Source organism: Bacillus sp. FSL H8-0492, from assembly GCF_038006145.1.
GTDB classification, from domain to species: domain Bacteria; phylum Bacillota; class Bacilli; order Bacillales; family Bacillaceae_G; genus Bacillus_A; species Bacillus_A mycoides.
The window spans coordinates 176549-197853 of record NZ_JBBOUP010000001.1 but is presented as its reverse complement, the minus strand read 5'-3'; the positions used below and the strand labels follow the sequence as shown (position 1 = coordinate 197853).

Annotated in this window: 20 protein-coding genes, 1 pseudogene and 2 riboswitches; of the genes and pseudogenes, 7 read left to right on the top strand and 14 right to left on the bottom strand. The window is 35.7% G+C overall.

All coding sequences use genetic code 11. The annotated features are described in order from the left end of the window. Positions 1-57 precede the first annotated feature (57 nt). The 4 genes from proC to MHH66_RS01110 all read left to right on the top strand — a co-directional run bounded on the left by proC (position 58) and on the right by MHH66_RS01110 (position 5907). Complete coding sequence (gene proC, locus MHH66_RS01125) at positions 58-861, top strand: pyrroline-5-carboxylate reductase (protein ID WP_002091431.1); 804 nt, start codon at positions 58-60, stop codon at positions 859-861. A 1-nt stretch (position 862) separates the two neighbouring features. Further along, complete coding sequence (locus MHH66_RS01120) at positions 863-1696, top strand: aldo/keto reductase (RefSeq protein WP_078185462.1); 834 nt, start codon at positions 863-865, stop codon at positions 1694-1696. Between the two features lie 154 nt (positions 1697-1850). Then, positions 1851-1955, top strand: a riboswitch (SAM riboswitch). A 135-nt stretch (positions 1956-2090) separates the two neighbouring features. After that, a complete protein-coding gene (locus MHH66_RS01115) occupies positions 2091-3731 on the top strand; it encodes a peptide ABC transporter substrate-binding protein (RefSeq protein ID WP_002009939.1) in 1641 nt (546 codons plus the stop codon). Positions 3732-4266: 535 nt separating this feature from the next. Next, on the top strand, positions 4267-5907 hold the full coding sequence (locus MHH66_RS01110) for a peptide ABC transporter substrate-binding protein (RefSeq protein WP_016095108.1): 1641 nt from the start codon (positions 4267-4269) through the stop codon (positions 5905-5907). Positions 5908-5953: 46 nt separating this feature from the next. On the opposite strand, the pseudogene MHH66_RS01105 reads toward MHH66_RS01110, so the two are convergent. From MHH66_RS01105 to MHH66_RS01095, 3 genes and pseudogenes are all read right to left on the bottom strand, one after another. Further along, a pseudogene (locus MHH66_RS01105) lies at positions 5954-6227 on the bottom strand (hypothetical protein). Continuing rightward, the gene (locus MHH66_RS01100) at positions 6214-6405 is read right to left on the bottom strand and encodes a hypothetical protein (protein WP_002124741.1); all 192 of its coding nucleotides are present in this window, start codon (positions 6403-6405) and stop codon (positions 6214-6216) included. The pseudogene MHH66_RS01105 and the gene MHH66_RS01100 overlap by 14 nt, the downstream one beginning before the upstream one ends. An 18-nt stretch (positions 6406-6423) precedes the next feature. Continuing rightward, positions 6424-7323, bottom strand: a complete 900-nt coding sequence (locus MHH66_RS01095; protein WP_002139906.1) for a helix-turn-helix transcriptional regulator — start codon at positions 7321-7323, stop codon at positions 6424-6426. Between the two features lie 172 nt (positions 7324-7495). Here MHH66_RS01095 and MHH66_RS01090 point away from each other — a divergent pair, with 172 nt between their 5' ends. Continuing rightward, positions 7496-7963 (top strand): YusW family protein, encoded by a 468-nt coding sequence (locus MHH66_RS01090; RefSeq protein WP_002139907.1) that lies wholly within the window; start codon positions 7496-7498, stop codon positions 7961-7963. A 24-nt stretch (positions 7964-7987) separates the two neighbouring features. Here the strand turns inward: MHH66_RS01090 and MHH66_RS01085 are convergent, their stop codons facing one another. Genes MHH66_RS01085 through MHH66_RS01065 form a run of 5 tightly spaced genes read right to left on the bottom strand, consistent with a single transcriptional unit; the run spans position 7988 to position 13287 of the window. After that, positions 7988-9598: a peptide ABC transporter substrate-binding protein gene (locus MHH66_RS01085; RefSeq protein ID WP_078185461.1), complete on the bottom strand. Its 1611-nt coding sequence runs from the start codon at positions 9596-9598 to the stop codon at positions 7988-7990. Between the two features lie 13 nt (positions 9599-9611). Continuing rightward, complete coding sequence (locus MHH66_RS01080; RefSeq protein WP_002091442.1) at positions 9612-10385, bottom strand: ABC transporter ATP-binding protein; 774 nt, start codon at positions 10383-10385, stop codon at positions 9612-9614. Then, positions 10382-11392, bottom strand: a complete 1011-nt coding sequence (locus MHH66_RS01075; protein WP_002091444.1) for an ABC transporter ATP-binding protein — start codon at positions 11390-11392, stop codon at positions 10382-10384. Before MHH66_RS01075 ends, MHH66_RS01080 begins: the two co-directional genes overlap by 4 nt. After that, positions 11349-12353: an ABC transporter permease gene (locus MHH66_RS01070; RefSeq protein ID WP_078185460.1), complete on the bottom strand. Its 1005-nt coding sequence runs from the start codon at positions 12351-12353 to the stop codon at positions 11349-11351. Before MHH66_RS01070 ends, MHH66_RS01075 begins: the two co-directional genes overlap by 44 nt. Positions 12354-12369: 16 nt before the next feature. After that, entirely contained in the window at positions 12370-13287 is a 918-nt protein-coding gene (locus tag MHH66_RS01065) for an ABC transporter permease (RefSeq protein ID WP_002140132.1), read from the bottom strand. 136 nt (positions 13288-13423) lie between these two features. Next, a riboswitch (SAM riboswitch) is annotated at positions 13424-13529 on the bottom strand. 171 nt (positions 13530-13700) lie between these two features. Here MHH66_RS01065 and MHH66_RS01060 point away from each other — a divergent pair. Next, positions 13701-13916 (top strand): DUF3951 domain-containing protein, encoded by a 216-nt coding sequence (locus tag MHH66_RS01060; protein ID WP_000371388.1) that lies wholly within the window; start codon positions 13701-13703, stop codon positions 13914-13916. A 16-nt stretch (positions 13917-13932) separates the two neighbouring features. On the opposite strand, the gene MHH66_RS01055 is transcribed toward MHH66_RS01060, so the two are convergent. Then, positions 13933-14436, bottom strand: coding sequence for a hypothetical protein (locus MHH66_RS01055; protein ID WP_002139912.1), 504 nt, complete (start codon positions 14434-14436; stop codon positions 13933-13935). 274 nt (positions 14437-14710) lie between these two features. Here MHH66_RS01055 and MHH66_RS01050 point away from each other — a divergent pair, with 274 nt between their 5' ends. Beyond that, positions 14711-15157 (top strand): hypothetical protein, encoded by a 447-nt coding sequence (locus MHH66_RS01050; protein WP_002167144.1) that lies wholly within the window; start codon positions 14711-14713, stop codon positions 15155-15157. Between the two features lie 32 nt (positions 15158-15189). On the opposite strand, the gene MHH66_RS01045 is transcribed toward MHH66_RS01050, so the two are convergent. The 5 genes from MHH66_RS01045 to MHH66_RS01025 form a co-directional block, all read right to left on the bottom strand. Next, on the bottom strand, positions 15190-16449 hold the full coding sequence (locus MHH66_RS01045; RefSeq protein WP_063218209.1) for a multidrug effflux MFS transporter: 1260 nt from the start codon (positions 16447-16449) through the stop codon (positions 15190-15192). Positions 16450-16566: 117 nt separating this feature from the next. Continuing rightward, entirely contained in the window at positions 16567-18285 is a 1719-nt protein-coding gene (locus MHH66_RS01040) for a DUF3981 domain-containing protein (protein ID WP_078185459.1), read from the bottom strand. A 90-nt stretch (positions 18286-18375) separates the two neighbouring features. Further along, a complete protein-coding gene (locus MHH66_RS01035; protein ID WP_002091456.1) occupies positions 18376-18909 on the bottom strand; it encodes an MFS transporter in 534 nt (177 codons plus the stop codon). Then, positions 18906-20342: an FAD-binding oxidoreductase gene (locus MHH66_RS01030; RefSeq protein WP_002167147.1), complete on the bottom strand. Its 1437-nt coding sequence runs from the start codon at positions 20340-20342 to the stop codon at positions 18906-18908. The genes MHH66_RS01035 and MHH66_RS01030 overlap by 4 nt, the downstream gene beginning before the upstream one ends. Positions 20343-20454: 112 nt before the next feature. Next, positions 20455-21219 carry a hypothetical protein gene (locus MHH66_RS01025; protein ID WP_078185458.1) on the bottom strand — a complete coding sequence of 255 codons (765 nt, stop codon included), beginning with the start codon at positions 21217-21219 and terminating at the stop codon, positions 20455-20457. Between the last annotated feature and the right edge of the window lie 86 nt (positions 21220-21305).

Below are 21305 nucleotides of genomic sequence, written 5' to 3'. Positions count from 1 at the left end.
CTCTTAAAAATGGTATCGTTTTTTATAACATATTCTCATCAGAAAGGAATAAAGGATATGCCTAATAAACATCGAATTTTATTTATTGGTGCCGGTCGTATGGCAGAAGCTATATTTGCTGGACTACTTACAACAAGTAAAGAATACATCGAAGAAATTATTGTCTCCAACCGAAGTAACATAGAAAAACTAACGCAATTACAAACTCAATATGATCTATCGATTACAACAGATTGGAAACAGCATATTAAATCTGTAGATACAATCGTTTTAGCAATGCCGCCTGTCGCACATGAACAGCTATTAGCGGATCTATCCCCTCTTCTAACTAATCAATTTGTCGTGACAGTTGCTGCCGGAATCGGACCATCTTATCTAGAAGAAAGACTTCCCCAAGGGACACCTGTTGCTTGGATTATGCCAAATACAGCTGCTGGAATTGGAAAGTCTATCTCCTTATATACGACGGGACATTCTGTAGATGAAACACATCAAGAAACGTTACAACTTCTTTTAAAAGGTATCGGTACCTCACAGTTTTGTACCGAAGAGGAAGTTCACCAACTTACCGCAGTTACTGGTAGTGCACCCGCTTTTCTCTATCACTTTGCTGAAGGTTTAATTGAAGCAACGAAAAGCTATGGTATTGATGAGGAAACAGCAAAACACCTTGTCATTCAAATGATTGCTGGCTCTGCCGCTATGCTCCAGCAAAATCAGGATCCAGCTATGCTCCGCGAACAAGTAACAACACCAGGAGGTTCAACGGCTGAAGGCTTAAAAGTTCTATATGAAAATAATTTTTCAGAAGTCATTCAACAAGCAGTTGAAGCGACCAATAAAAAAGCTAGGGGGAATTAATATGACTTTAACAAGTTTAAACGACTATACAACATTACATAACGGCGTGAAAATGCCTTGGTTCGGCTTGGGTGTTTTTAAAGTTGAAGATGGTATAGAAGTAATTGATTCTGTAAAAGCAGCTATAAAAAATGGATACCGTAGTATCGATACTGCTGCGATATATAAAAACGAAGAAGGCGTTGGACAGGCAATTCAAGAATCTGGTATTCCTCGTGAAGAGTTATTCATCACTTCAAAAGTGTGGAATAGTGATCAAGGTTACGAGTCAACACTACAAGCATTTGAAACTACATTAGAAAAATTAGGTCTAGAATATTTAGATCTATATTTAGTACATTGGCCTGTAAAAGGAAAATACACTGAATCATGGAAAGCTTTAGAGCAGCTTTATAAAGATGGTCGTGTTCGTGCTATCGGTGTGAGTAATTTCCATATTCACCATTTGCAAGACGTATTTGAAATTGCAGAAATTAAACCAATGGTTAACCAAGTGGAATACCACCCACGTTTAGCACAAGAAGAATTACATGCCTTCTGTAAAGAACATAACATCCAGCTTGAGGCTTGGTCACCATTAATGCAGGGGCAGCTACTTAATCACCCAACATTACAAGAAATCGCTACGAAATATAATAAATCGACTGCACAAGTTATTTTACGTTGGGATCTACAAAATGAAGTTGTAACAATCCCTAAGTCTATTAAAGAACACCGCATTATTGAAAATGCAAACATCTTTGACTTTGAATTAAGCTCGGATGATATGAAAGCAATTCAAGCTTTGAATGAAAATCATCGCGTTGGTCCAGATCCAGATAACTTTAACTTCTAGTAGGGAAACCACTGCCATATGCAGTGGTTTTTTTATTTTTAATAAAACTGAAAATTTAAACTATATTCCATTTGATTGACACTTCATTATCTAAGGTGTAAGATTTTGAATTATCAAAGAAACACAAAAATTAATAAAATTTATTTGTTTACTCATTGTATCAAGAGAGGTGGAGGGACTGGCCCTTTGAAACCTCGGCAGCAGGTTCATTTTGAATACTGTGCCACTTCCTGCAAGCTTTGTGCTTGAAAGATAGAATGAGGGACTTCGTTTATATACGGGTGCATAACTTGTACGTAAAAATCCCTCTTTCTCAATACGAAAAGAGGGATTTTTTGTTTTTCATTTCCCTCATCATCATCCAATCTTATTAACTATTTAGGAGGAAAATCAAATGAAAAAGAAGTTTGTACCCGGTATTGCATCAGTTGTAGGAGTAAGTATTTTATTATCTGGTTGCGGTAGTTATAAAAACGAAGCGAGCGGAGCAAATGCAAAAGATGAGGCACCTAGTAAGCAAGTTTTAAACTTATCTTCACCTACTGAGATTCGAACAATGGATACGGCTCGTGCTACAGATACTGATTCTGGTCAAGTAATGAGAAACGTATTTGAAGGTTTATACAATCTTGGTGAAGGTAATAAACCTGTTCCTGGCGTTGCGAAATCTCATGAAGTAAGTGCTGATAAAACGAAATACACATTCCATTTACGAGATTCAAAATGGTCGAACGGCACACCTGTAACAGCGAAAGATTTTGTCTTCGCTTGGCAAAGAGCTGTCGATCCAGCAACAGCTTCTGAATATGCTTTTTTATTCCTGGATATTAAAAACGCTAAAAAAATTAATAGCAAAGAACTCCCATCCGATCAACTTGGTATAAAAGCAGTTGATGACCATACGTTTGAAGTAGAATTAGAGCGCCCTGTTCCGTATTTTATTAGCTTAACGGCGTTCCCAACATTTCTACCAATCAACGAGGAATTCTTTAAAGCACAAGGTGATAAGTACGCTTTAGAAGATAACAAAATCTTGTACAACGGAGCTTTTACACTAAGCGATTGGAAGCATGAACAAAGCTTTAAATTTAAGAAAAACCCTACCTATTGGGATAAAGATAATGTCAAACTCGAAGAAATCAATTTCAACGTTGTGAAAGAGAAATCAACAGAAGTAAATTTATTCGAATCCAAACAATTAGACCGTATAAAACTAACATCTGACTTCGTTGATAAATATAAAAAGGATGCTAACTTTAAAGAACGTCCGAACGTAGGGGTACAGTTTTTACGTATGAATCAGCAAAACAAAGTACTTCAAAACGTTTCTGCACGCCAAGCAATCGATCAAACAATTGATCGAAAATCTTTTGTAAATACGTTATTAAATGATGGCTCTACACCAACCTTTAGTCTCGTGCCGAAAAACTTTGCAAAAGGGCCTGATGGAAAAGACTTCCGTACTGCAAACGGCGATTTAACAAAAGTTGATACAACATCTGCACAAGAATTATGGAAGAAAGCAAAAAAAGAACTTGGTTCTGAAAAGATAACATTAGAATTATTAACAAGTGATGGTGACCTTGAGAAGAAAACTGGTGAGTTCCTAAAAGGACAACTAGAAAAGAATTTAGATGGCTTAACAGTAAATATAAAACCGCAACCACGTAAACAACAAGTTTCACTCTTATTAAAAGGTGACTACGAGATTGGAATTGACGGTTGGAGCCCTGACTTTGCTGATCCAATTACATTCCTTGAACTATTTACGACGAATAATCCTTACAATTTAGATCATTACTCTAATAAAGAGTTTGATGACACAATTGAAAAAGTTAAAACTACCTTGGCTGGTGATGAAAAAGCTCGCTGGGAAGCGTTACTAGCATCAGAAAAAATCTTATTTAAGGACTCTGTTATCGCTCCTCTTTACCAAAAAGGAGAATCTTATTTAGAGCGTTCTTATGTGAAAGGCATTGTGCAAGTAGACTTTGCAGGTCAATTAAACTTCAAATGGGCAAAAATTGAAAAATAAAGTGAAACTTTAATCAGTGGGGGTTCTTCATCCCCCACTGATTATCGGCCCCACCAATCGGGCTTTTACAGGCAGTTGATCCCCCCTAACTTCTTTGCTTTCACTGAATTTTGAGGTGAGGATCTTACTGCCCGTTAATGCGGGATAAAATGCAACTTAGATCATCGTGTTCCCACCCACACCCATTGTTTTTTTAGCAAAATATATTAAAAGTAGATTCCCTAATATGAGGAAATCTGCTTTTTCAATATATTATTCCAAGAAATTAACACTCCACTTTTTATTATTGACATATAGTTCTTTCCAGTGTTAATATTCTAAATAATCAAAGAAACAAAATATTTTACCATCAAAATGTAATGTCTACTAAGTTGAAACATATAACGATAGATTATAGTTCAACATGTATATACATATAGAATACCTGATTACCTATATACACATATTTATAATAGGTTTTCTCTCCTTCTATAGCTACACTTCAAGACATGGACATTATGACGTTACGAACAACACATTTAGGGAGGAAAGAACAATGAAGAAAAAAGTTGTACCTGTTGTTGCATCTGTTTTAGGGGCAAGTCTACTACTAACTGCTTGCGGGGGAAATAAAGATAATGCAGGCGGAGCAAAAGCGAACGATAAAGCACCTGATAAACAAGCGATTAACTTATCATTTGCTTCAGAAATTCCAACAATGGATGTTGCAAAAGCGACGGATGGAGAATCCATGAATGTAATGAGAAATGTTTTTGAAGGTTTGTATGCAATGGGAGAAGATAATAAACCAATCCCTGGTGTCGCTGAGTCAGTTGACATTAGTCCCGATAAAACAAAATATACATTCCATCTTCGTGATTCGAAATGGTCAAACGGTACTCCTGTTACAGCAAAAGATTTTATTTTCGCTTGGCAACGTGCCGTTAACCCTGAAACAGCTGCTGAATATGCATTCTTATTCTTTGATATAAAAAATGCGAAACAAATAAACCAAAAAGAAGTAGCAATCGATCAATTAGGCGTTAAAGCTCTTGACGATAAAACTTTAGAAGTACAACTGGACCGCCCTGTTCCCTACTTCTTAAGCTTAACGACATTTGCAACATTCTTACCAATCAATGAAGAGTATTTAAAATCTCAAGGTGATAAATACGGTTTAGAAACGAATCATTTAATTTACAACGGGGCTTTCACATTAGATAACTGGAAACATGAACAAAGCTTCCAATTGAAGAAGAACCCTAACTATTGGGATGCTAAAACTGTAAAACTAGAAGAAATCAACTTCAATGTCGTTAAAGATAAATCTACAGAAGTTAACTTATATGATTCAGGACAAATTGATCGTGTTGCTTTAACTGCGGAGTTTGTTGATAAGTATAAGAACGATTCCAACTTCAAGGAACGCGCTGAAGTAGGTATTCAATTCTTACGACTAAATCAAAAAAATGCAGTATTAAAGAATCAACATGCACGTCTTGCTATTAACGAAGCAATGAATAAGAAAGCTTACGTAGAAACAATTTTAAATAACGGTGCAATCCCAGCAGAAGGAATGGTTCCTGCGAAATTCGCAAAAAGTCCAGACGGTAATGACTTCCGTAAAGAGAATGGAAATCTAGTCAAAGATGATGTGAAATCTGCAAAAGAAAACTGGAAAAAAGCGAAACAAGAACTTGGTACTGACAAAGTAACAATTGAACTATTAACAAGTGATAATGCTTTAGCTAAGAAAACTGGTGAATATTTAAAAGGTGAATTAGAAAAGAATCTAGATGGATTAACAGTGAATTTAAAACCTCAACCACGTAAACAACAGTTAAAACTACTATTAAGTGGTGATTACGAAATCGGAATCGATGGCTGGGGCCCTGACTTCGCGGATCCTATTACATTCTTAGATCTATTCACAACAGATAGTGCTTATAACTTCGATAAATACTCTAACAAAGAGTACGACGAGCTAATTCATAAAGTGAAAACAGATTTAGCTGGCGATGAAAAAGCACGCTGGGAAGCAATGAAGCAAGCTGAAAAAATCTTATTACAAGATGGTGCTGTCGCTCCTTTATACCAACAAGGTCGCTCTTACTTACAACGCTCTTTCATTAAAGGACTTGTAACAACTGACTTCGGCGGTGAATTTAACTACAAGTGGACAGAAGTTGCAAAATAATAAACGCTAGTAAAAAAGGTATCCCACGAAGGATACCTTTTTTACTTTATGCTTCTTTAACTACAGAACTTCCCCTCTTTACTATCCCTTTTATACCTATAGTGATTCCCGCTACCAATTGTGTAACTAGTATAATAAGTAATAATGAAATAATATTTTCCTCCAAACTAACTCCGCCGAATATTATTGTATAATAACCCATTGGCTGCGTATGTTGCGGGAAATAATCCCAAACGGCAAACCTGTTTTTCCAATGCAGTGATAAATACATATGTATTAATACTAAGAAGACTAAAAGGACGATTATCAACTCTCTTCATAGCTCTCTTTTTGTATTGAACCAAAACTCATCATAAATATAACCATAAATATCAAATATGTTCTCCACGTCAAAGAAGGTATATGCCCTGACCAAAGATAACTAATTAAATAGTTGATTCCCATAATACACGACGATACTACTAAACTAATACTTATCAATTTCACATATTTGAGCATATCTTTTCTCCTTACTTTTTAATTTTCTATTTCTTCAAATTGCAGATTCACCGGCTCTTCTAGGAGTGTTTCATAAAAGTTTTCTGCCAAATCTGTTGAAGGAATTTTTTCATCCACTTCATCAAATCGAATACTATCTAACCAGACACAACCTTCTCCTGATAATAAAACACCAAATGCAATACCAAGTGCTTCTTCTTTTATATCTAGTACAACCGAGTATGATTGCCAGTTATTCGTATTTTTAATTGGACGATTTTGCATGTTATCCATAGCAATAGGCTCTGTATCTTTTCCGTCTACTCGCATCCACAATCCTGCCCAGTCTTTTACATTCTCACTCTTAATAAATGCTGTTAAACGCAACCTCTTACCTACATATTTATCTGCTCGGAACATTTGCATTAATGTTGAAAAGCCTCCATGCGTAACGTTCTCTTTTGCTTTTATGTATGCAGATACTTTTCCTTGATGAACAACTTCATAATCTAAACCCATTTCATATTCAGCAGGATGACTTCCGCTTAATACCCATCCTTTTGGTATACCTTTTTCCATTGAAACACCCTCTCTTTCTATATAAAATGACTGGAAATACTTTCGATATTTTTTTGGTGGTAATTGAAACATTCTTTTAAAAGCTCTAGTAAATGCCTCTTGTGAGGAAAAACCATATTGCACTGCAATATCAATGACTGCTCTTTCAGTCGATACTAAAGCCTGTGCAGCATGAGTTAATCTTCTCTTACGAACATAATCCGTTACACTCATCCCAATATAACTTTGAAAAATACGATGAAAATGGTACATCGATACTGCACCGTGAAATGCCACTCTTTCTGTTGTAAGCTCTTCATGTAAATGATTCTCTATATATTCGATTGCTTTTTTTATCATCTCTTTATATTCTTCATGCATTTCAGTACCTCCTTACAACTTAAATTTACCATATACATACAAATCATTTTTGATTTAAATTGCGCATTTACCCTTGAAGCTGCGAGAAAATAATTTATTTTCAACACATACATAATTACATGATTTTGGGAAAAACTTGTATAGAACAAATTTACATAAGGAGGAATTTATAATGAGAATTTTACTATCAATTTTATTAGCTCTTATGCTAGTACCTGCATTAACAGGATGTAAAGCTCCTGCAAAAGAAGATACAACTTCTAATAAAAAGACTACAGAAGAGGCAAAAAACGAAGCTCCTGCTGATTTAAAGCTAAATTTCAATGAATTCGATTTAAAAGCGGACTATCAAGATACAAAGAAAGACTACGAAGCTGATTATAAAAATGTAGCAGCCGATAAAAAAATGGAAGCAAAAGTTGAAGACCATAAAGCAGATGTAAAATTAACAGGCGACGAGGCTATTACAAAATTAAGCCCACTTCTACAAGAATTAAAATTTGATAAAGATACTCCTGACCAAGAAGTAATCGATCAAGTAGTAAATGTATTCAAACTTGATAAAGACTATCAAAAATTCGCTTTAGAAGTTGTCTTCTCTGACGGAACGAAAAAAGAATATAAAAGAGAAATAAAATAAAGAAGTAGGCGGTTGCCTACTTCTTTATTTTTTAATTTTTACGTATCTTAGTTCTGGACTAGAACCGATAATGAATTGGACGCCAGATACTGATGATTTTTGTAAATACGAAGAGCTTGGGAAAATAATTGGGATTAATGGTGTATCATCAAACATAATATCTTCTGCTTTATGCAATAGGTCAAAGCGCTTATCTTCGTTTTGTTCAACTTCTGCTTCTTTTACTAAAGCGTCAAATTCTTTATTATGCCATTTTGCATAGTTGTTTGGACCATCACCTGCATATAAATCTAGTTTAGTAATTGGATCTAATAGAGAGCCGCCCCATCCCATATAAGCTAATTGGAAATCACTTTGCTTGTATGTGTCGATGTAACTCTTCCACTCTTTATTCTCTAATTTAATATCTACACCAAGGTTTTTCTTAAACATTTCCTGCATTGCTTCTGCTACTTTTTTATGTTGTGTATCTGTAGTGAATTTTAATGTTACTTCAGGTAATGTAGACCAACCTTGCTCTTTCATGCCCTCTTCTAATAATTTTTTCGCTTCTGCTGAATCGAATTTTACGTAATCACCTTTTTCTTTACGGAAATCACGACCACCTTGTGTTTTTGCTCCTTCTGGAACAAAAGCATATGCTTCTTGTGCATTATTTTTATACAGTTTTTCAACGATAAACTTACGATCAACCGCTAATGAAAATGCTTTACGTACCTTTGCATTTGTAAACGGCTCTTTTTCTACGTTAAACGAATAAATATAAGATGAGAATCCTGCAACACGCTTATATTCTTTGTTTCCTTTTTCTTTTTCAATCATCTCTTGTGGTAAGCTACTTAGTAAATCTAATTCTTTTGACTTGTACAATTGGTACGCTGTTTTAGAATCTGGAATAATACGAAACTCAATTTCTTTTAATGTTACCTTTTTATCATAGTATTCTTTATTTTTTTGTACTGTAATAGCTTGGTTATGCTTCCATTCCTTTAACGTGAATGGTCCGTTCGTAATTAACTCTTTTGGATCTGTTTTTAATTTATTATTATCATCAATTGATTTTTTAGATAATGGAATAAATAATGAACTTACTAATTTTTGTTTAATAGAAGCAACTGGGTGCTCAAGTGTTACCTTTAATGTTTGAGGATCAACGACTTGAATACCAACTTGTCCTTCTTCACCTTTTCCAGTATTATATGCCTCTGCTCCTTTAATAAAGTACATTTCTGTCCCATTCATAGAACCCGTTTTCGGATTTAATAATCGCTTCCATGCAAATTCAAAATCATTTGCTGTAATAGGAGAACCATCTGACCATTTAATATCTTTCTTTAAATGGATTGTATATTCAGTTCCATCTGCATTTACTTCTTCTTTCTCTGCCAATTCATTTTGATATTTCCCATCACTATCTTGCGTATATAAGCTTGAGAATAAATGTCCAATTACATAACCTGACGTGCTATCTGTCGCAATGGCAGAATCAAGCGTATACGGATCACTGCTAATATTCGTTACTAATCGATCCCCTTCTCCCTTACCAGCACTCGCCTTTTGCGTCTCTTTCTTACCACAAGCAACAGAAGTTATTGCTAAAACAGTCATAATGACAAATAATAAAAACTTCTTCATCCTACATTCTCCTTTAACCTGAAATTTTTGGTGTTGATGCTAATAATGTTTTTGTATAAGAATGTTGTGGATTACGGAATACTTCGTCCGTATATCCAAATTCAACAAGTTCTCCTTTGTATAAGACAGCCACTTTTTCACATAAATAGTGAACCATCGGTAAATCATGTGCGATAAATAAATATGTATAGCCTTGTTCCTTTTGAATCTTTTGCAGTAAATGTACAATTTGGATTTGCAGTGAAACATCTAATGCTGAAATTGGTTCATCAAGGATTAATACTTCTGGCTCACATAATAGCGCTCTTGCAATGGCAATACGTTGACGTTGTCCTCCGCTAAATTCGTGTGGATAGCGATCAATATATCGTCTATCTAATCCAACACGCTCTAGTGCATCACCTGCGACCTTATCTTTCAATCCTTTATCGCCTAAACCGAATGAAATATAGCCTTCTGTTACAATATCGCGTACTTTCCAGCGCGGATTTAATGCAGCTGTGGAATCTTGAAAAATGAACTGTACTTTCTGTAAGAAATCCCGCTTATGAGCTGACTTCAGCTTGTGAACAACTTGACCGTTATAATCAATTTCACCAGACGTTGGACGCTCGATCCCAGCTATGAGCTTACCAAGTGTTGTCTTTCCAGAACCACTTTCTCCAATAATGCCAAGCGTTGTTCCTTTTGGGATAGAAAGTGATATACCTTTTAACGCTGCGATTTCTTTATTTTTACTTCCATACGTTTTCGTTACTTGCTTTACAGTAATTAAATCTGTCGTCATGAGGCATTCACCCTCTCTTTTGATTTCGCTTTATTATGCTCCAGAATATGCTGCCAGCAATGTGAACTATGCTCCTCAGAATATGTTGTTCTCTCTGGGAAGCGATGAATACATTCTTTTATCGCTACAGGACAACGATTCACAAACGGGCATCCAAAACTATTTAACGTTTCAATTGAAGGTGTTGTTCCCTCAATTGCTCTAAGTACCTTTTCTGAATCATCCATATTCGGAATTGCTTGCAATAAACTTTTTGTGTAAGGGTGCTTAGGTGAGCCAATTACTTCTTGAATCGTTCCTTTTTCAACAACACGTCCCCCGTACATAACTACTACTCGGTCAGCTACTTCACGTACAAGTGCCAAATCATGTGTAATTAATAAAATACTCGTATTTTGTTTTTCCTTTCTTTCTTTTAACAACTCCATAATTTGCTTTTGAATCGTTACATCTAATGCTGTTGTAGGTTCATCTGCAATAACGAGCTTCGGGTGACAAGCAAATGCAATTGCTAAACAAATACGCTGCCTCATACCTCCGCTCAACTGATACGGGTATTGTTCAAAGCGTTTCTCTGCTTCATGTATCCCTAAATCATTTAGTAAGTTAATTGCAATTTCTTTTGCCTCTTTCTTCGATTTCTTTTCATGCTGCACAATTACTTCTGTAATTTGCCTTCCGACCTTCATCGTCGGATTTAAAGATGAAAGCGGGTCTTGAAAGATAAAGGAAATATCTTTCCCGCGAATTTGATTCCATTCTGATTCTTGTAAATCCGTTAATTCCTTTGATTGGAAAGATATATTTCCATCATCAATATGAATCGATTCTTGATTTAAGCCGATAATTGATTGTGCTGTAACACTTTTCCCTGAACCACTTTCTCCGACAAGTGCAACTATTTCACCTTCGTTAATAGAAAAGGAAACATGCTTCACAATTGCTTGCTTACTATTCTCTTTTTCAACGGCCAACGTTACGTTTTCTAAAGATAAGATTTGTGCCATGTTTTTTCTCCTTTCGATTACGTTTTACGATTTTCGGATCAATCGCATCTTGCAAACCATCACCAATCGCATTAAATGCGAACATGATGAGTGCAATCATAATTGCCGGGAAGAAAAGTTGCCACCACTCTCCGCTTAGTAATGTCCCGAGTGCATCGTTTGTCATCGTGCCCCAGCTCGCTGCTGGTGATTGTACTCCAAGTCCGATAAAACTTAAAAATGATTCTGAGAAAATAGCTGCTGGAATTGTAAATGATAAATTTACGATAATAATCCCTGTTAAGTTTGGAATTAAATGTCCGTATATAATTTTCATATGAGGTGTACCTAATCGCTCTGCTGCAATAACAAATTCTCTTTGTTTCAATGAAAGTACTTGCGCCCGAATGAGACGTGCCATGCCAATCCATCCCGTTAACGCAAGAGCTATAATAATTGTAAAAAGTCCTGGTTTCATAATGATTAATAGTAAAATAACAATCAGTAAATATGGGATACCGTATAACACTTCAATCCCTCTTATAATCCACTCATCAATTAACGTTCCAAGACGATTACGTCCTCTCACATATCCACTAAAGCCACCGATAAGTACACCAAGCCCTATATCAAGAACGGCCGCTACTAATCCAACTACTAATGAAATTTTCCCACCAGCCCAAGTACGTGCCCAAATATCTCTCCCTAAATCGTCTGTTCCGAACCAATGCTCACTACTAGGCGGTAAATTAGTTGCTTCTTTTACTTGTTCACTCGCAGTAAATGGCGTTAAACTTTCGCCAATAAGCGAGAAAACAATAATTAGTAATAACGTCACTGCCCCTAAAACTGCTATAGGGTTTGATATAAACTTGTGAAACACTTCCTTTTTCCGGCTAATCGTTTGCTGATCTTTATTTATCGTTAATTCTTTTTTCTCTTCATTCGTTAATAACTGGTCATTAATTTCATAAGCCCCCATTTAAACATTCCCCTCCTTACGTAATAGAACGAATGCGCGGATCAACAATACGATGAATGATATCTGTAATAAAAATACATACAATTAATAGCGCACTATAGAAAATGGTTGTTCCCATAATTACTGGATAATCTCGGTTAAAAATACTATCTACAAAATATTTTCCTAAACCAGGAATTGAAAAGATTTTTTCAATAACGAAAGTTCCTGTTAAAAGTCCAGCCATTAATGGGCCAACAAATGTAAGTACCGGAACAATTGCATTTCGAAGAGCATGTCTTATAATGATTTTCTTAATTGGTATACCTTTCGCTCTCGCTAGCTTAATATAATCACTCTGCAATACTTCAATCATATTAGAGCGAACAAACCTTGTAATAACCGCGATTGGTCCTAACGCTAATGCGAAGGAAGGCAATACAGTATGCTCGAAGGTTCCCCAAGACGCCACTGGTAGTAATTCAAATTGGATGGCGAATACTTGTATAAATAGTGGCGCTAAAATAAAACTAGGAATTGAAATACCGAGAATCGCAAGCAAGCTCACACTATAATCAATCACTTTCCCATGATATAGCGCGGCAAATGTACCTGCGGCAATTCCGACTAACAATGAAATAACAAGTGCTTGTAAACCAATAATTGCCGATGGTCCAAAACCAGTTGTTATAATTTCCGATACACCTTGACCTGTCGATTGAACAGATTCACCAAAATCAAAATGAACTACCCCATCCAAATAAGCAACATACTGATTCCATAACGGTTCATCCAGGTGATACTTCGCTCTCATGTTTTGTATCACTTCTTCAGGAAAGATTTTCGCATCTGACGAAAATGGATCACCTGGAATAATATGCATAATTAAAAATGTTACTGTCGTAATAACCCATAGTGTAAATACCATAACCGATAGTTTTTTAATAACATACACTTCAATAACCCCCTAAACGCATAAATTTACTTTGTTTTATTAACGTATTTTTCCCATTACTTCCTTTTCTCTTCCTAGAATACAAAAAGCCTTGATCTTAAAAAATAAGATCAAGGCTTAATAAACAAGGGCCCATCACTTATCTTTCAAGACTTGCTTGCTGGAATTAGCACGGTGTTCCTGTTACAGAACCCGCTGCTGAGGTGTCATAGGGCCAGTCCCTCTACCTCTCTGGATAAGTAAATTGCTATATTATTATTTGGTTCAAATTGTATATTTTGAATTATAATTCTGAAAAAATGAAAAGTCAATCAAATTGGGTATATTTAGAAAAATCAGTTTTTAATAGCGTTATTTCTTAAAATCACTACTTTAGCTTATAATAAAATTAATTACTTTAAAGGAGTTATAAAATGGATCCACTACTTCTGGCTACTATAGGATTGCCATTAACAATCGTCATACTCGTCATCATCGGCTTCTATAAACTCTTCATTAAAAAGAAAAGCATCACTTCTTTTTACACTCCATTCGATAATATTACTGGACAAACAATTTCAGAATTTCACGAAGAACAGAAGATATTAGTATCCGAGGATGAAGACGGAGATGGTAAAAAGAAAAAATAACCTTGCACACGCAAGGTTATTTTTTCGCTTCTGTTTGAAAACGTTTATAGTATGTCGATGCTGTTGCAAAATTAATTTCTATATCACGAATTAATGATGAATCTTCTTCTTTAGCTAACTTCTGTAATTTTTTCATCGCTTGTTCCGATTCATTCAAGAAACCAACATATACCTCATGTTCTTGCTCTTTCGACTTTGGAACACGAATTTCTTTACGTATATTATCAATATCTTCTAACATGCTCGTTGTTACCTTTTGCACATCTTCTTTATATGTAGCATTCGTTATTTCCTTACCGCCCTTTTCTTTTGCCACTTCAAATAACTGTAACGCCTTATTAATTTCTTTATTTATTTTCGCATCATATTTTTCATGTACTGCGCTGTATTCTTTCATTTCTTCTGTTTGCTCAGTGGATTGCTCTACCTTTTCTTTCGGTTCTTTCGTATCTTTATTTCCATTACATCCTGCTAGAAGGATCATACTTCCCATTACAGCAATACCCAAAACCTTCTTCATCTCGAATTCTCCTTTTATCTACAGCTACTACTAATTATAGTTTCTTTTATCTCCACTTGTTATTATACCGAGAACGCCCCACTTTTTACACTTAAGACGATATCTTAATATACATACCAACATTTTTGTCACAGTATCGTCACTTTATGCAAATAACTTTTGCATCACTTTACTACATCACCTTACAAAACTGTAAGCACACATAGAGAACAAACCATGCTAGACTTACATATGCATAAAGCAAGCGTAGTTCAGTTTGTAAGGAGAATCATCAATGTACAATACAATACCCTTTATGGGCGAAGATATTCGCGTCCTTATTCGCGAAAAGTCACTTCATATTGAAAATACAGAGAGCCTTCGCCGCGTATTAAAGAAGAAGCATGCTCCATTTAAGCTGGCCCAATATTTAAAGAAACAACATATAAATCAATTTCATACTGTGCTAAATATATCCGATAAATCTTTAACAATCGAGATTATCGGTCATGTCTACATTGGAAATTTTGCAGATGTCTTAAAAGAAATTCCACGCATACCGAAGATTGCTCCTATTATCGTTGAGAGGGCATATAGAATTACAGATCATACTGATATTATTGATTGCGGGGAGAAAGAGGTCGACAGTAACCGCTGGGTATGGGATAAACTCGCTTTCTTATATGATGCGATCATGAATAATATGTATGAGTTATTTCAAAGAAATGAAAAAAAGAGCTGATTCAAAGAAATGTTTGAATCAGCTCTTTTGTATTAAGCCTCTAACTTTTTATTTTGTTGCAGTTCAAACTGCTTCTCACTTCTTCTAGCCATAAATAGATAACATAATACAGCACCAATTTCACAAAGAGCTATAACAACACCCATAGGAAGTGCTGTATTGCTTCCACCAATACCTACTAGCGGTGCTACAAGTGCTCCTGAAATGAACTGTAATAAACCTAGTAAAGCTGATGCTGTTCCTGCTGCTTGTTTTTGATTTCTCATCGCTAACGAGAAGCCGGTTGTTGATACAACCCCAACACTTGATACAACAAGAAATAGCGAGCATAAAACACCGATTAGCCCTATTCCAAGTGCGATTGTAAGTAGTAATGATAGACCGCCAACAGCCGCAATAATAATACCAGCAACAAATAAAGTTTTCTCATTAACTTTCCCTGCTAAGCGGCCAGTAACTTGGCTAGCAATAATAATACCGATACCGTTAATCGCAAAGAATAAGCTAAATTGCTGTGGTGATGCCCCGTATATGTTCTGCAACACGAACGGTGAACCAGAAATATAAGCAAACATTGCAGCTGTTACTAATCCTTGCGACAATGCATACCCCATAAATAAACGATCTTTCAGAAGCTTTCCGTATGTTGCAAGCGTTCCTGATAATCCACCTGTCTCTCTTTCTTCAGGAGGTAATGTTTCACGTAATACGAAAGTAGCTGATATTAGCATGAATACACTAATTGCTCCAAGAACGATAAAAACGCCGCGCCATGATGTGAACTGTAATAATTGCCCTCCAATAATCGGTGCCAAAATAGGCGCTGCTCCGTTTACTAACATAAGCAGTGAGAAAAACTTCGTCATTTCAGAACCTGAATACATATCACGTACCATTGCACGTGATATAACGATACCAGCAGATCCTGAAGCACCTTGTAAGAAACGTAAAAGCACTAAACTCCAAATCGATGGTGCAACAGCACAAAGTAAAGAAGAAGCAACATAAATAATAAGAGCGATAATAAGAGGTTTGCGTCTTCCGTAAATGTCACTAATTGAACCAATAAATAACTGCCCTACTGAAAGCCCAAGCAGACAAGCAGTTAATGTAAGCTGCGCGAGGGATGCACCCGTTTGTAAATCATCCGTTAACTTTGGTAAAGAAGGCAAATACATATCAATAGATAATGGCCCAATTGCCGTAAGTGTCCCTAATACAAGAATCATCCATAACCTGTTTGTCTTTACAGGTTTATATATTTCGTGATTAACTCCATTCACTTTTTCCATTCACCCTTTCATATAAACACTTAATCGTAACAATTATAGTTACAACATGAATATACGTCAAGTATACCGTATTTTCCTGTTTAATAATGTAAAAAAAGCGATAGAATCTCTATCGCTTTACTTTTTCAAATTACTATTTGTAAATTTAGATACAGATGCCATCATTTCTCCTGTGTCTAAATATGTGATTTGAATTGGATCTCCTACTTCTGTAAACATTGCATATGGGAATTTCTTCGCCGGTACCATGAATACTTTTTGCTCGTTTTCTAATAGTACGTACACAATCGTATTTTCACCTGATTTTTCTTTATACACACGTTGTACAGTACCTTCTTTTTGCGCTTCTTTCCCATTTGAAGTCGGTCTAAATGAATCACCACTTCCGCTCAGCGCATTTTTATAATTCTCAAGTGCTTCTTTTTGCGTTGAACCTGTTGCAAACACTTTTGCATTAGAAGCATATATGACAGTATGAGCACGTACTAATCCGCCGTCATCAATAACCGGTACAATCCAAGAAGGTTTACCGTATACGTTATAAATAACCGGCATTGTTCCGTGCCATTTCTCTCTCTTAAAGGAATTATCCACTACTTCTGTAGCAGCCGAACCATCCATAATTCCCTTTACTTCTTTTCCGTTATAGTAATACAACTTACCTGTACGCGCATCAATAAGCGAATAGCCTAGTGCAGAATCTACTCCTTCTTTCGGAGAGGTGAAATCAGTAAAATAATATAACGTTCCATCCTTACCGAAGATTGGTGTAACTCCTTCTTTCGTTCCCCACTCAGTCGGAATCTTCATATCCGTTTGTGAGAATTTTGTATTCCAAAATCCGTGAATATATTTACCAAAATACGTATTTAATGTAGATGCAGTCTCGTGATTTAATACGCCATCAACGAATTTAGGTGCCTTTCCTTTGTCGTATCTTTTCACTTCACCTGTTTGTGCGTCTACTACTACAACACCTTCTACTTCAAATCCAGATCTTCCTGAAATAAATTCACCATACGTCATTGTATAATACGGTTTCCCTTTATCATCAACTTCAAATTTTGGTTTCCCTTTAAAAACTAAATCTGGCTCTGCTTTTCGAACGACACGTTCTAATTTATTACCGAAAAACATGCTTGGCACATATTTCATTTTATAACCAAGGTGCAGTTTCGCTTCCGCATCAGGATTCGTACCTGACATCGTTACGTACCCTGGAATTGTCTCAGCTTTACGTGCTTTAAAAAATCCTGAAACTTCAATTGGTGCTACATATAAGGCCTCTCCATTTACCATTTGTGGCGTTAATTCTCCTAGCTCAAAATAAGCTACTTTCGGAATATCCCCAAATACTTTTTTCATCTTATTCTCCGCTGTCTTTGGCGGCACTGTAAACGGCTGATCATTTTCAGTAAATGGCTCTGAAATATCTTTCTCGATCTTCATAACAGAATCATATTTTTTTTGCGTGATTACTATATCGTGCAAATAACCAAAATAGCCGTAACTTGCGAGTAAAACAAACATTAGAAGTCCCTTTAACGTACCTTCTAATTTCCCTACCTGCTCTTGTGAGAATAAAACAAGCCCAATTAAAATCGCTACTGCAACAGAATAATGAGTAAGAATAGAATCTGCTCGATCATCAATTAGCCAGAAATATTCATAGATTGCAATACCTATCCAAAATAAAACAGGAATAACTAAAATAGATGATTTCTTACCCTTTACAACTTTCTCATTTCCTCCTTTATCCACCGCGCGAATTTTATTACCGCTTCTAGTCCATGGAATCAAAAACAAAGTGAGAATAGCTAAAACTATAAATTTCATCAAAGGCAATGTCCCCTTTTCTTTTGTCTTCTCCATAAGTATAACAAATAAAGGGTAATCAGGTAAAAATGGGAATGGAAATACTTTTAATTACTTATCACCGCGGCTTAATACAAATCCACTAACTACATATAAAACTGAAGCAATGTAAAAAATAGTCCCTATCGTAAAGAAATCCACTAGGTAACCAGTTGCAATTATAGCTACTCCGCCCCCAATTGATGTCCATACATGGTATTTTCCAATTTCGTAACCAGCTTCCTTATGCGCTACCTTTCGTGCTAACGATGTCTTCTCCGTATTACGCTGCACAGCACCTAAAATACCCATTAAAATTTGGAGAATGTATACATGCCAAACTTCTGTTGCAATAGGGAAAAAAAGCATTAATATAGCCATGGACCATGCGTATATAATTAATAACTTTCTATCACCTACCCTATCAGAGATTCTTCCAACTAACGGATATACTAGAGCTGAAGTTAAGGCAAATAAGCCGTACGCCCAGCCAAATTGCGAGAAACTATTTCCTACATTTCGAAGCAATAGTATATAAAAAGGAAATACCATACTACCCGCCATCATAATAATGCTTTGTGAGGCTACAAATCTTCTATATGTCATTTGCTATACTCCTTATAAAATAAATTCACAAACCTTTCCTCTGGGTCTACTTCCTTCTTCTTCTGAAGGAATTCTTCTATGCGAGGATACGCTTTCTTTAGTTGCTCCTTTTCCGGATAAGAATAATACGGTAAATAATAACTTCCATTATGCTTTAACGTAACATCAATCATCTTTTGAATGACCACTTTTGTTTTCTTTATTTCATCTTCAGAACGCCCTTGATTAATTAGAAGCACAAGCGCAAACATATCATCTTTCGCATAAGATAGCACCGCATTCTCATTCTTTTCTACATAGCGGATTGTAATGTTAAGAAGGTTTAATTCCTCTTCATTTAAAACGCTTCGCAAATCATCTATATACGCTGCAAAACCATCTATCGGTACAAAGTACTCTTGTAAAACTTCGGTCAAGTTTGGATTATCGTATTCCATAAAAGTACTATCAGATCTCATTACGTTATTTCGCGTTTCGTACTTACCATCTGTACGTTCAAAATAACTTCTTTGTATGTCCCAAAATGCGCCCTTTCCCCAGTCACTATAACGTGATAACCCGAGCAAAAATTTCGGCGCAGCTATAATATTTTCTTCTTTTAATTTGCTGTACTCTTTCAACTTCTGTTGATCTTCTGCCAGTACATAATCTGTCACATACATCTCTTTTAAAAATGAATTTGGGGCAACAGAAATACGTGCTAAATGCATACGTATATTCTCATCCCTTCGCACTTTATTCTTAAAGTATGAAGAGTATTCTTTATAATCTAGTACTTTCGTATGCGTTTCATACAATTCATCGTTTGTTAACTGTAGCGTCACATCTAAAATCACACCAAATAATCCATATCCCCCAATTACATACGGAAACAAGTCAGCATTTTCTTCTCTATTTACATTACGCACCGTACCATCTGCCATTAACAATCTGAACGACTCTACTGTATCAATCAATGCTTCATGACGAATATCACGCCCATGTACATTTACACTTAATGAACCACCAACAGTAAAAATATTTTGAGATTGCATCACTTGAACTGCAAGACCATATGGATTGATTTTCTTTTGAATGTCATTCCATGTGACACCGCTTTGCACCCTAATCCTCTTTTTCTCCGGATCGAATTCTAATATTTCATTATATCCTTTCATATCAAGCATCGTACCGTTCGGATAATACGTCTGTCCGCCTTGGCTATGTTGCATACCTGCAATAGAAATCTTCTCTCCAGAAACATTTGCATCTTGCACTAACTGTTTTAATGAACGTTCATCCTCAGCATTTTCAACACGTTTAATTTTCGTTGGAAGCAACTTCCCTACATCGCTCATAATAGGATGTTCTAGTTGCTCTTTATATGTATTTATAGATGTCGCAAGCAACACTGTATAAGCTACAATGACCACCGCTATCTTTCTTTTTTTCAAATGACACTCTCCTCTTCCACAGTTTTCTCTCTTCATATTGTACCTATTTTCCTAAGAAGAAAGTATAAAAAAGAGAGGGCACCTTATTTTAGGTCCCCCCTGATCAAAACTGTTACTTTGCTGCCGGCAATTGTATTGGGTCAAACTTTTCGTACGACGTATATTTTGCATTCATAATAATGTGTGCCTTATCCTTACCATTACTACTCATAATCATATCTATCTTCGCTGATTCATATTTAAAATCTTTTGTAATGATATATTCTGCATCCACTTCTTCTATCTTCGCATTTTGTGCTTGTAACATTTTCTTCTGCGTTTCATCCATGCTAGTTAACATACTTTCTGTTTCTTGCCCTTTTAATGTAAATTTCAATTTATATTTATCTCCGCTTTTCTCCATCTTCATTTTATCTAAAACTACTGCTGGTACTTCTAAATTATCTATAATATCTTGAGTCGCTTTCATTCCACCAGCGTTTAATTGCTCCTCTGGTACGGTTATAACTTCTCCTGTATTAGGGTTTTTCACCTCACCAGCAACTTTACCATCCACAGTATACACTACAACATCTGTACCAGAAATATTCATTTCAGAACGAGAATTCTTTGTCTTTGGCTCTAATTGCATTTTAGCCTTTAATATATCCATCTCTGTTCCCTCAGCTTTTAACCCTACATCATATGTCATCATTACATTTTCTTCATTTTTAAAAGCTTCGTTCGTTTTCTTGAAAACATCCTTCGCTTCTAATTCCTTTTCTTTTTGAACTGATTCTTTTTTCGGTTCATCCGTCTTTGTTGTTTTCTCATTGCTACACCCTACCCCTAGACTGATTGCAAGCACTAAACTTGAAATAATAATAGTTTTTTTCATAATGTCGCCCCCTTTCCCAAAATAATATCACCTCTTTTCCTACGAAATCTATATAATTTTTAATCTTTATTCGCTATATAGCGACA

Excerpts from the sequence above, each read along its gene's own strand:
- proC (WP_002091431.1), top strand. The coding sequence starts at position 58 with ATGCCTAATAAACATCGAATTTTATTTATTGGTGCCGGTCGTATGGCA.
- MHH66_RS01120 (WP_078185462.1), top strand. The coding sequence starts at position 863 with ATGACTTTAACAAGTTTAAACGACTATACAACATTACATAACGGCGTG.
- MHH66_RS01115 (WP_002009939.1), top strand. The coding sequence starts at position 2,091 with ATGAAAAAGAAGTTTGTACCCGGTATTGCATCAGTTGTAGGAGTAAGT.
- MHH66_RS01110 (WP_016095108.1), top strand. The coding sequence starts at position 4,267 with ATGAAGAAAAAAGTTGTACCTGTTGTTGCATCTGTTTTAGGGGCAAGT.
- MHH66_RS01100 (WP_002124741.1), bottom strand. The coding sequence starts at position 6,405 with ATGCTCAAATATGTGAAATTGATAAGTATTAGTTTAGTAGTATCGTCG.
- MHH66_RS01095 (WP_002139906.1), bottom strand. The coding sequence starts at position 7,323 with ATGCATGAAGAATATAAAGAGATGATAAAAAAAGCAATCGAATATATA.
- MHH66_RS01090 (WP_002139907.1), top strand. The coding sequence starts at position 7,496 with ATGAGAATTTTACTATCAATTTTATTAGCTCTTATGCTAGTACCTGCA.
- MHH66_RS01085 (WP_078185461.1), bottom strand. The coding sequence starts at position 9,598 with ATGAAGAAGTTTTTATTATTTGTCATTATGACTGTTTTAGCAATAACT.
- MHH66_RS01080 (WP_002091442.1), bottom strand. The coding sequence starts at position 10,385 with ATGACGACAGATTTAATTACTGTAAAGCAAGTAACGAAAACGTATGGA.
- MHH66_RS01075 (WP_002091444.1), bottom strand. The coding sequence starts at position 11,392 with ATGGCACAAATCTTATCTTTAGAAAACGTAACGTTGGCCGTTGAAAAA.
- MHH66_RS01070 (WP_078185460.1), bottom strand. The coding sequence starts at position 12,353 with ATGGGGGCTTATGAAATTAATGACCAGTTATTAACGAATGAAGAGAAA.
- MHH66_RS01060 (WP_000371388.1), top strand. The coding sequence starts at position 13,701 with ATGGATCCACTACTTCTGGCTACTATAGGATTGCCATTAACAATCGTC.
- MHH66_RS01055 (WP_002139912.1), bottom strand. The coding sequence starts at position 14,436 with ATGAAGAAGGTTTTGGGTATTGCTGTAATGGGAAGTATGATCCTTCTA.
- MHH66_RS01050 (WP_002167144.1), top strand. The coding sequence starts at position 14,711 with ATGTACAATACAATACCCTTTATGGGCGAAGATATTCGCGTCCTTATT.
- MHH66_RS01045 (WP_063218209.1), bottom strand. The coding sequence starts at position 16,449 with ATGGAAAAAGTGAATGGAGTTAATCACGAAATATATAAACCTGTAAAG.
- MHH66_RS01040 (WP_078185459.1), bottom strand. The coding sequence starts at position 18,285 with ATGAAATTTATAGTTTTAGCTATTCTCACTTTGTTTTTGATTCCATGG.
- MHH66_RS01035 (WP_002091456.1), bottom strand. The coding sequence starts at position 18,909 with ATGACATATAGAAGATTTGTAGCCTCACAAAGCATTATTATGATGGCG.
- MHH66_RS01025 (WP_078185458.1), bottom strand. The coding sequence starts at position 21,219 with ATGAAAAAAACTATTATTATTTCAAGTTTAGTGCTTGCAATCAGTCTA.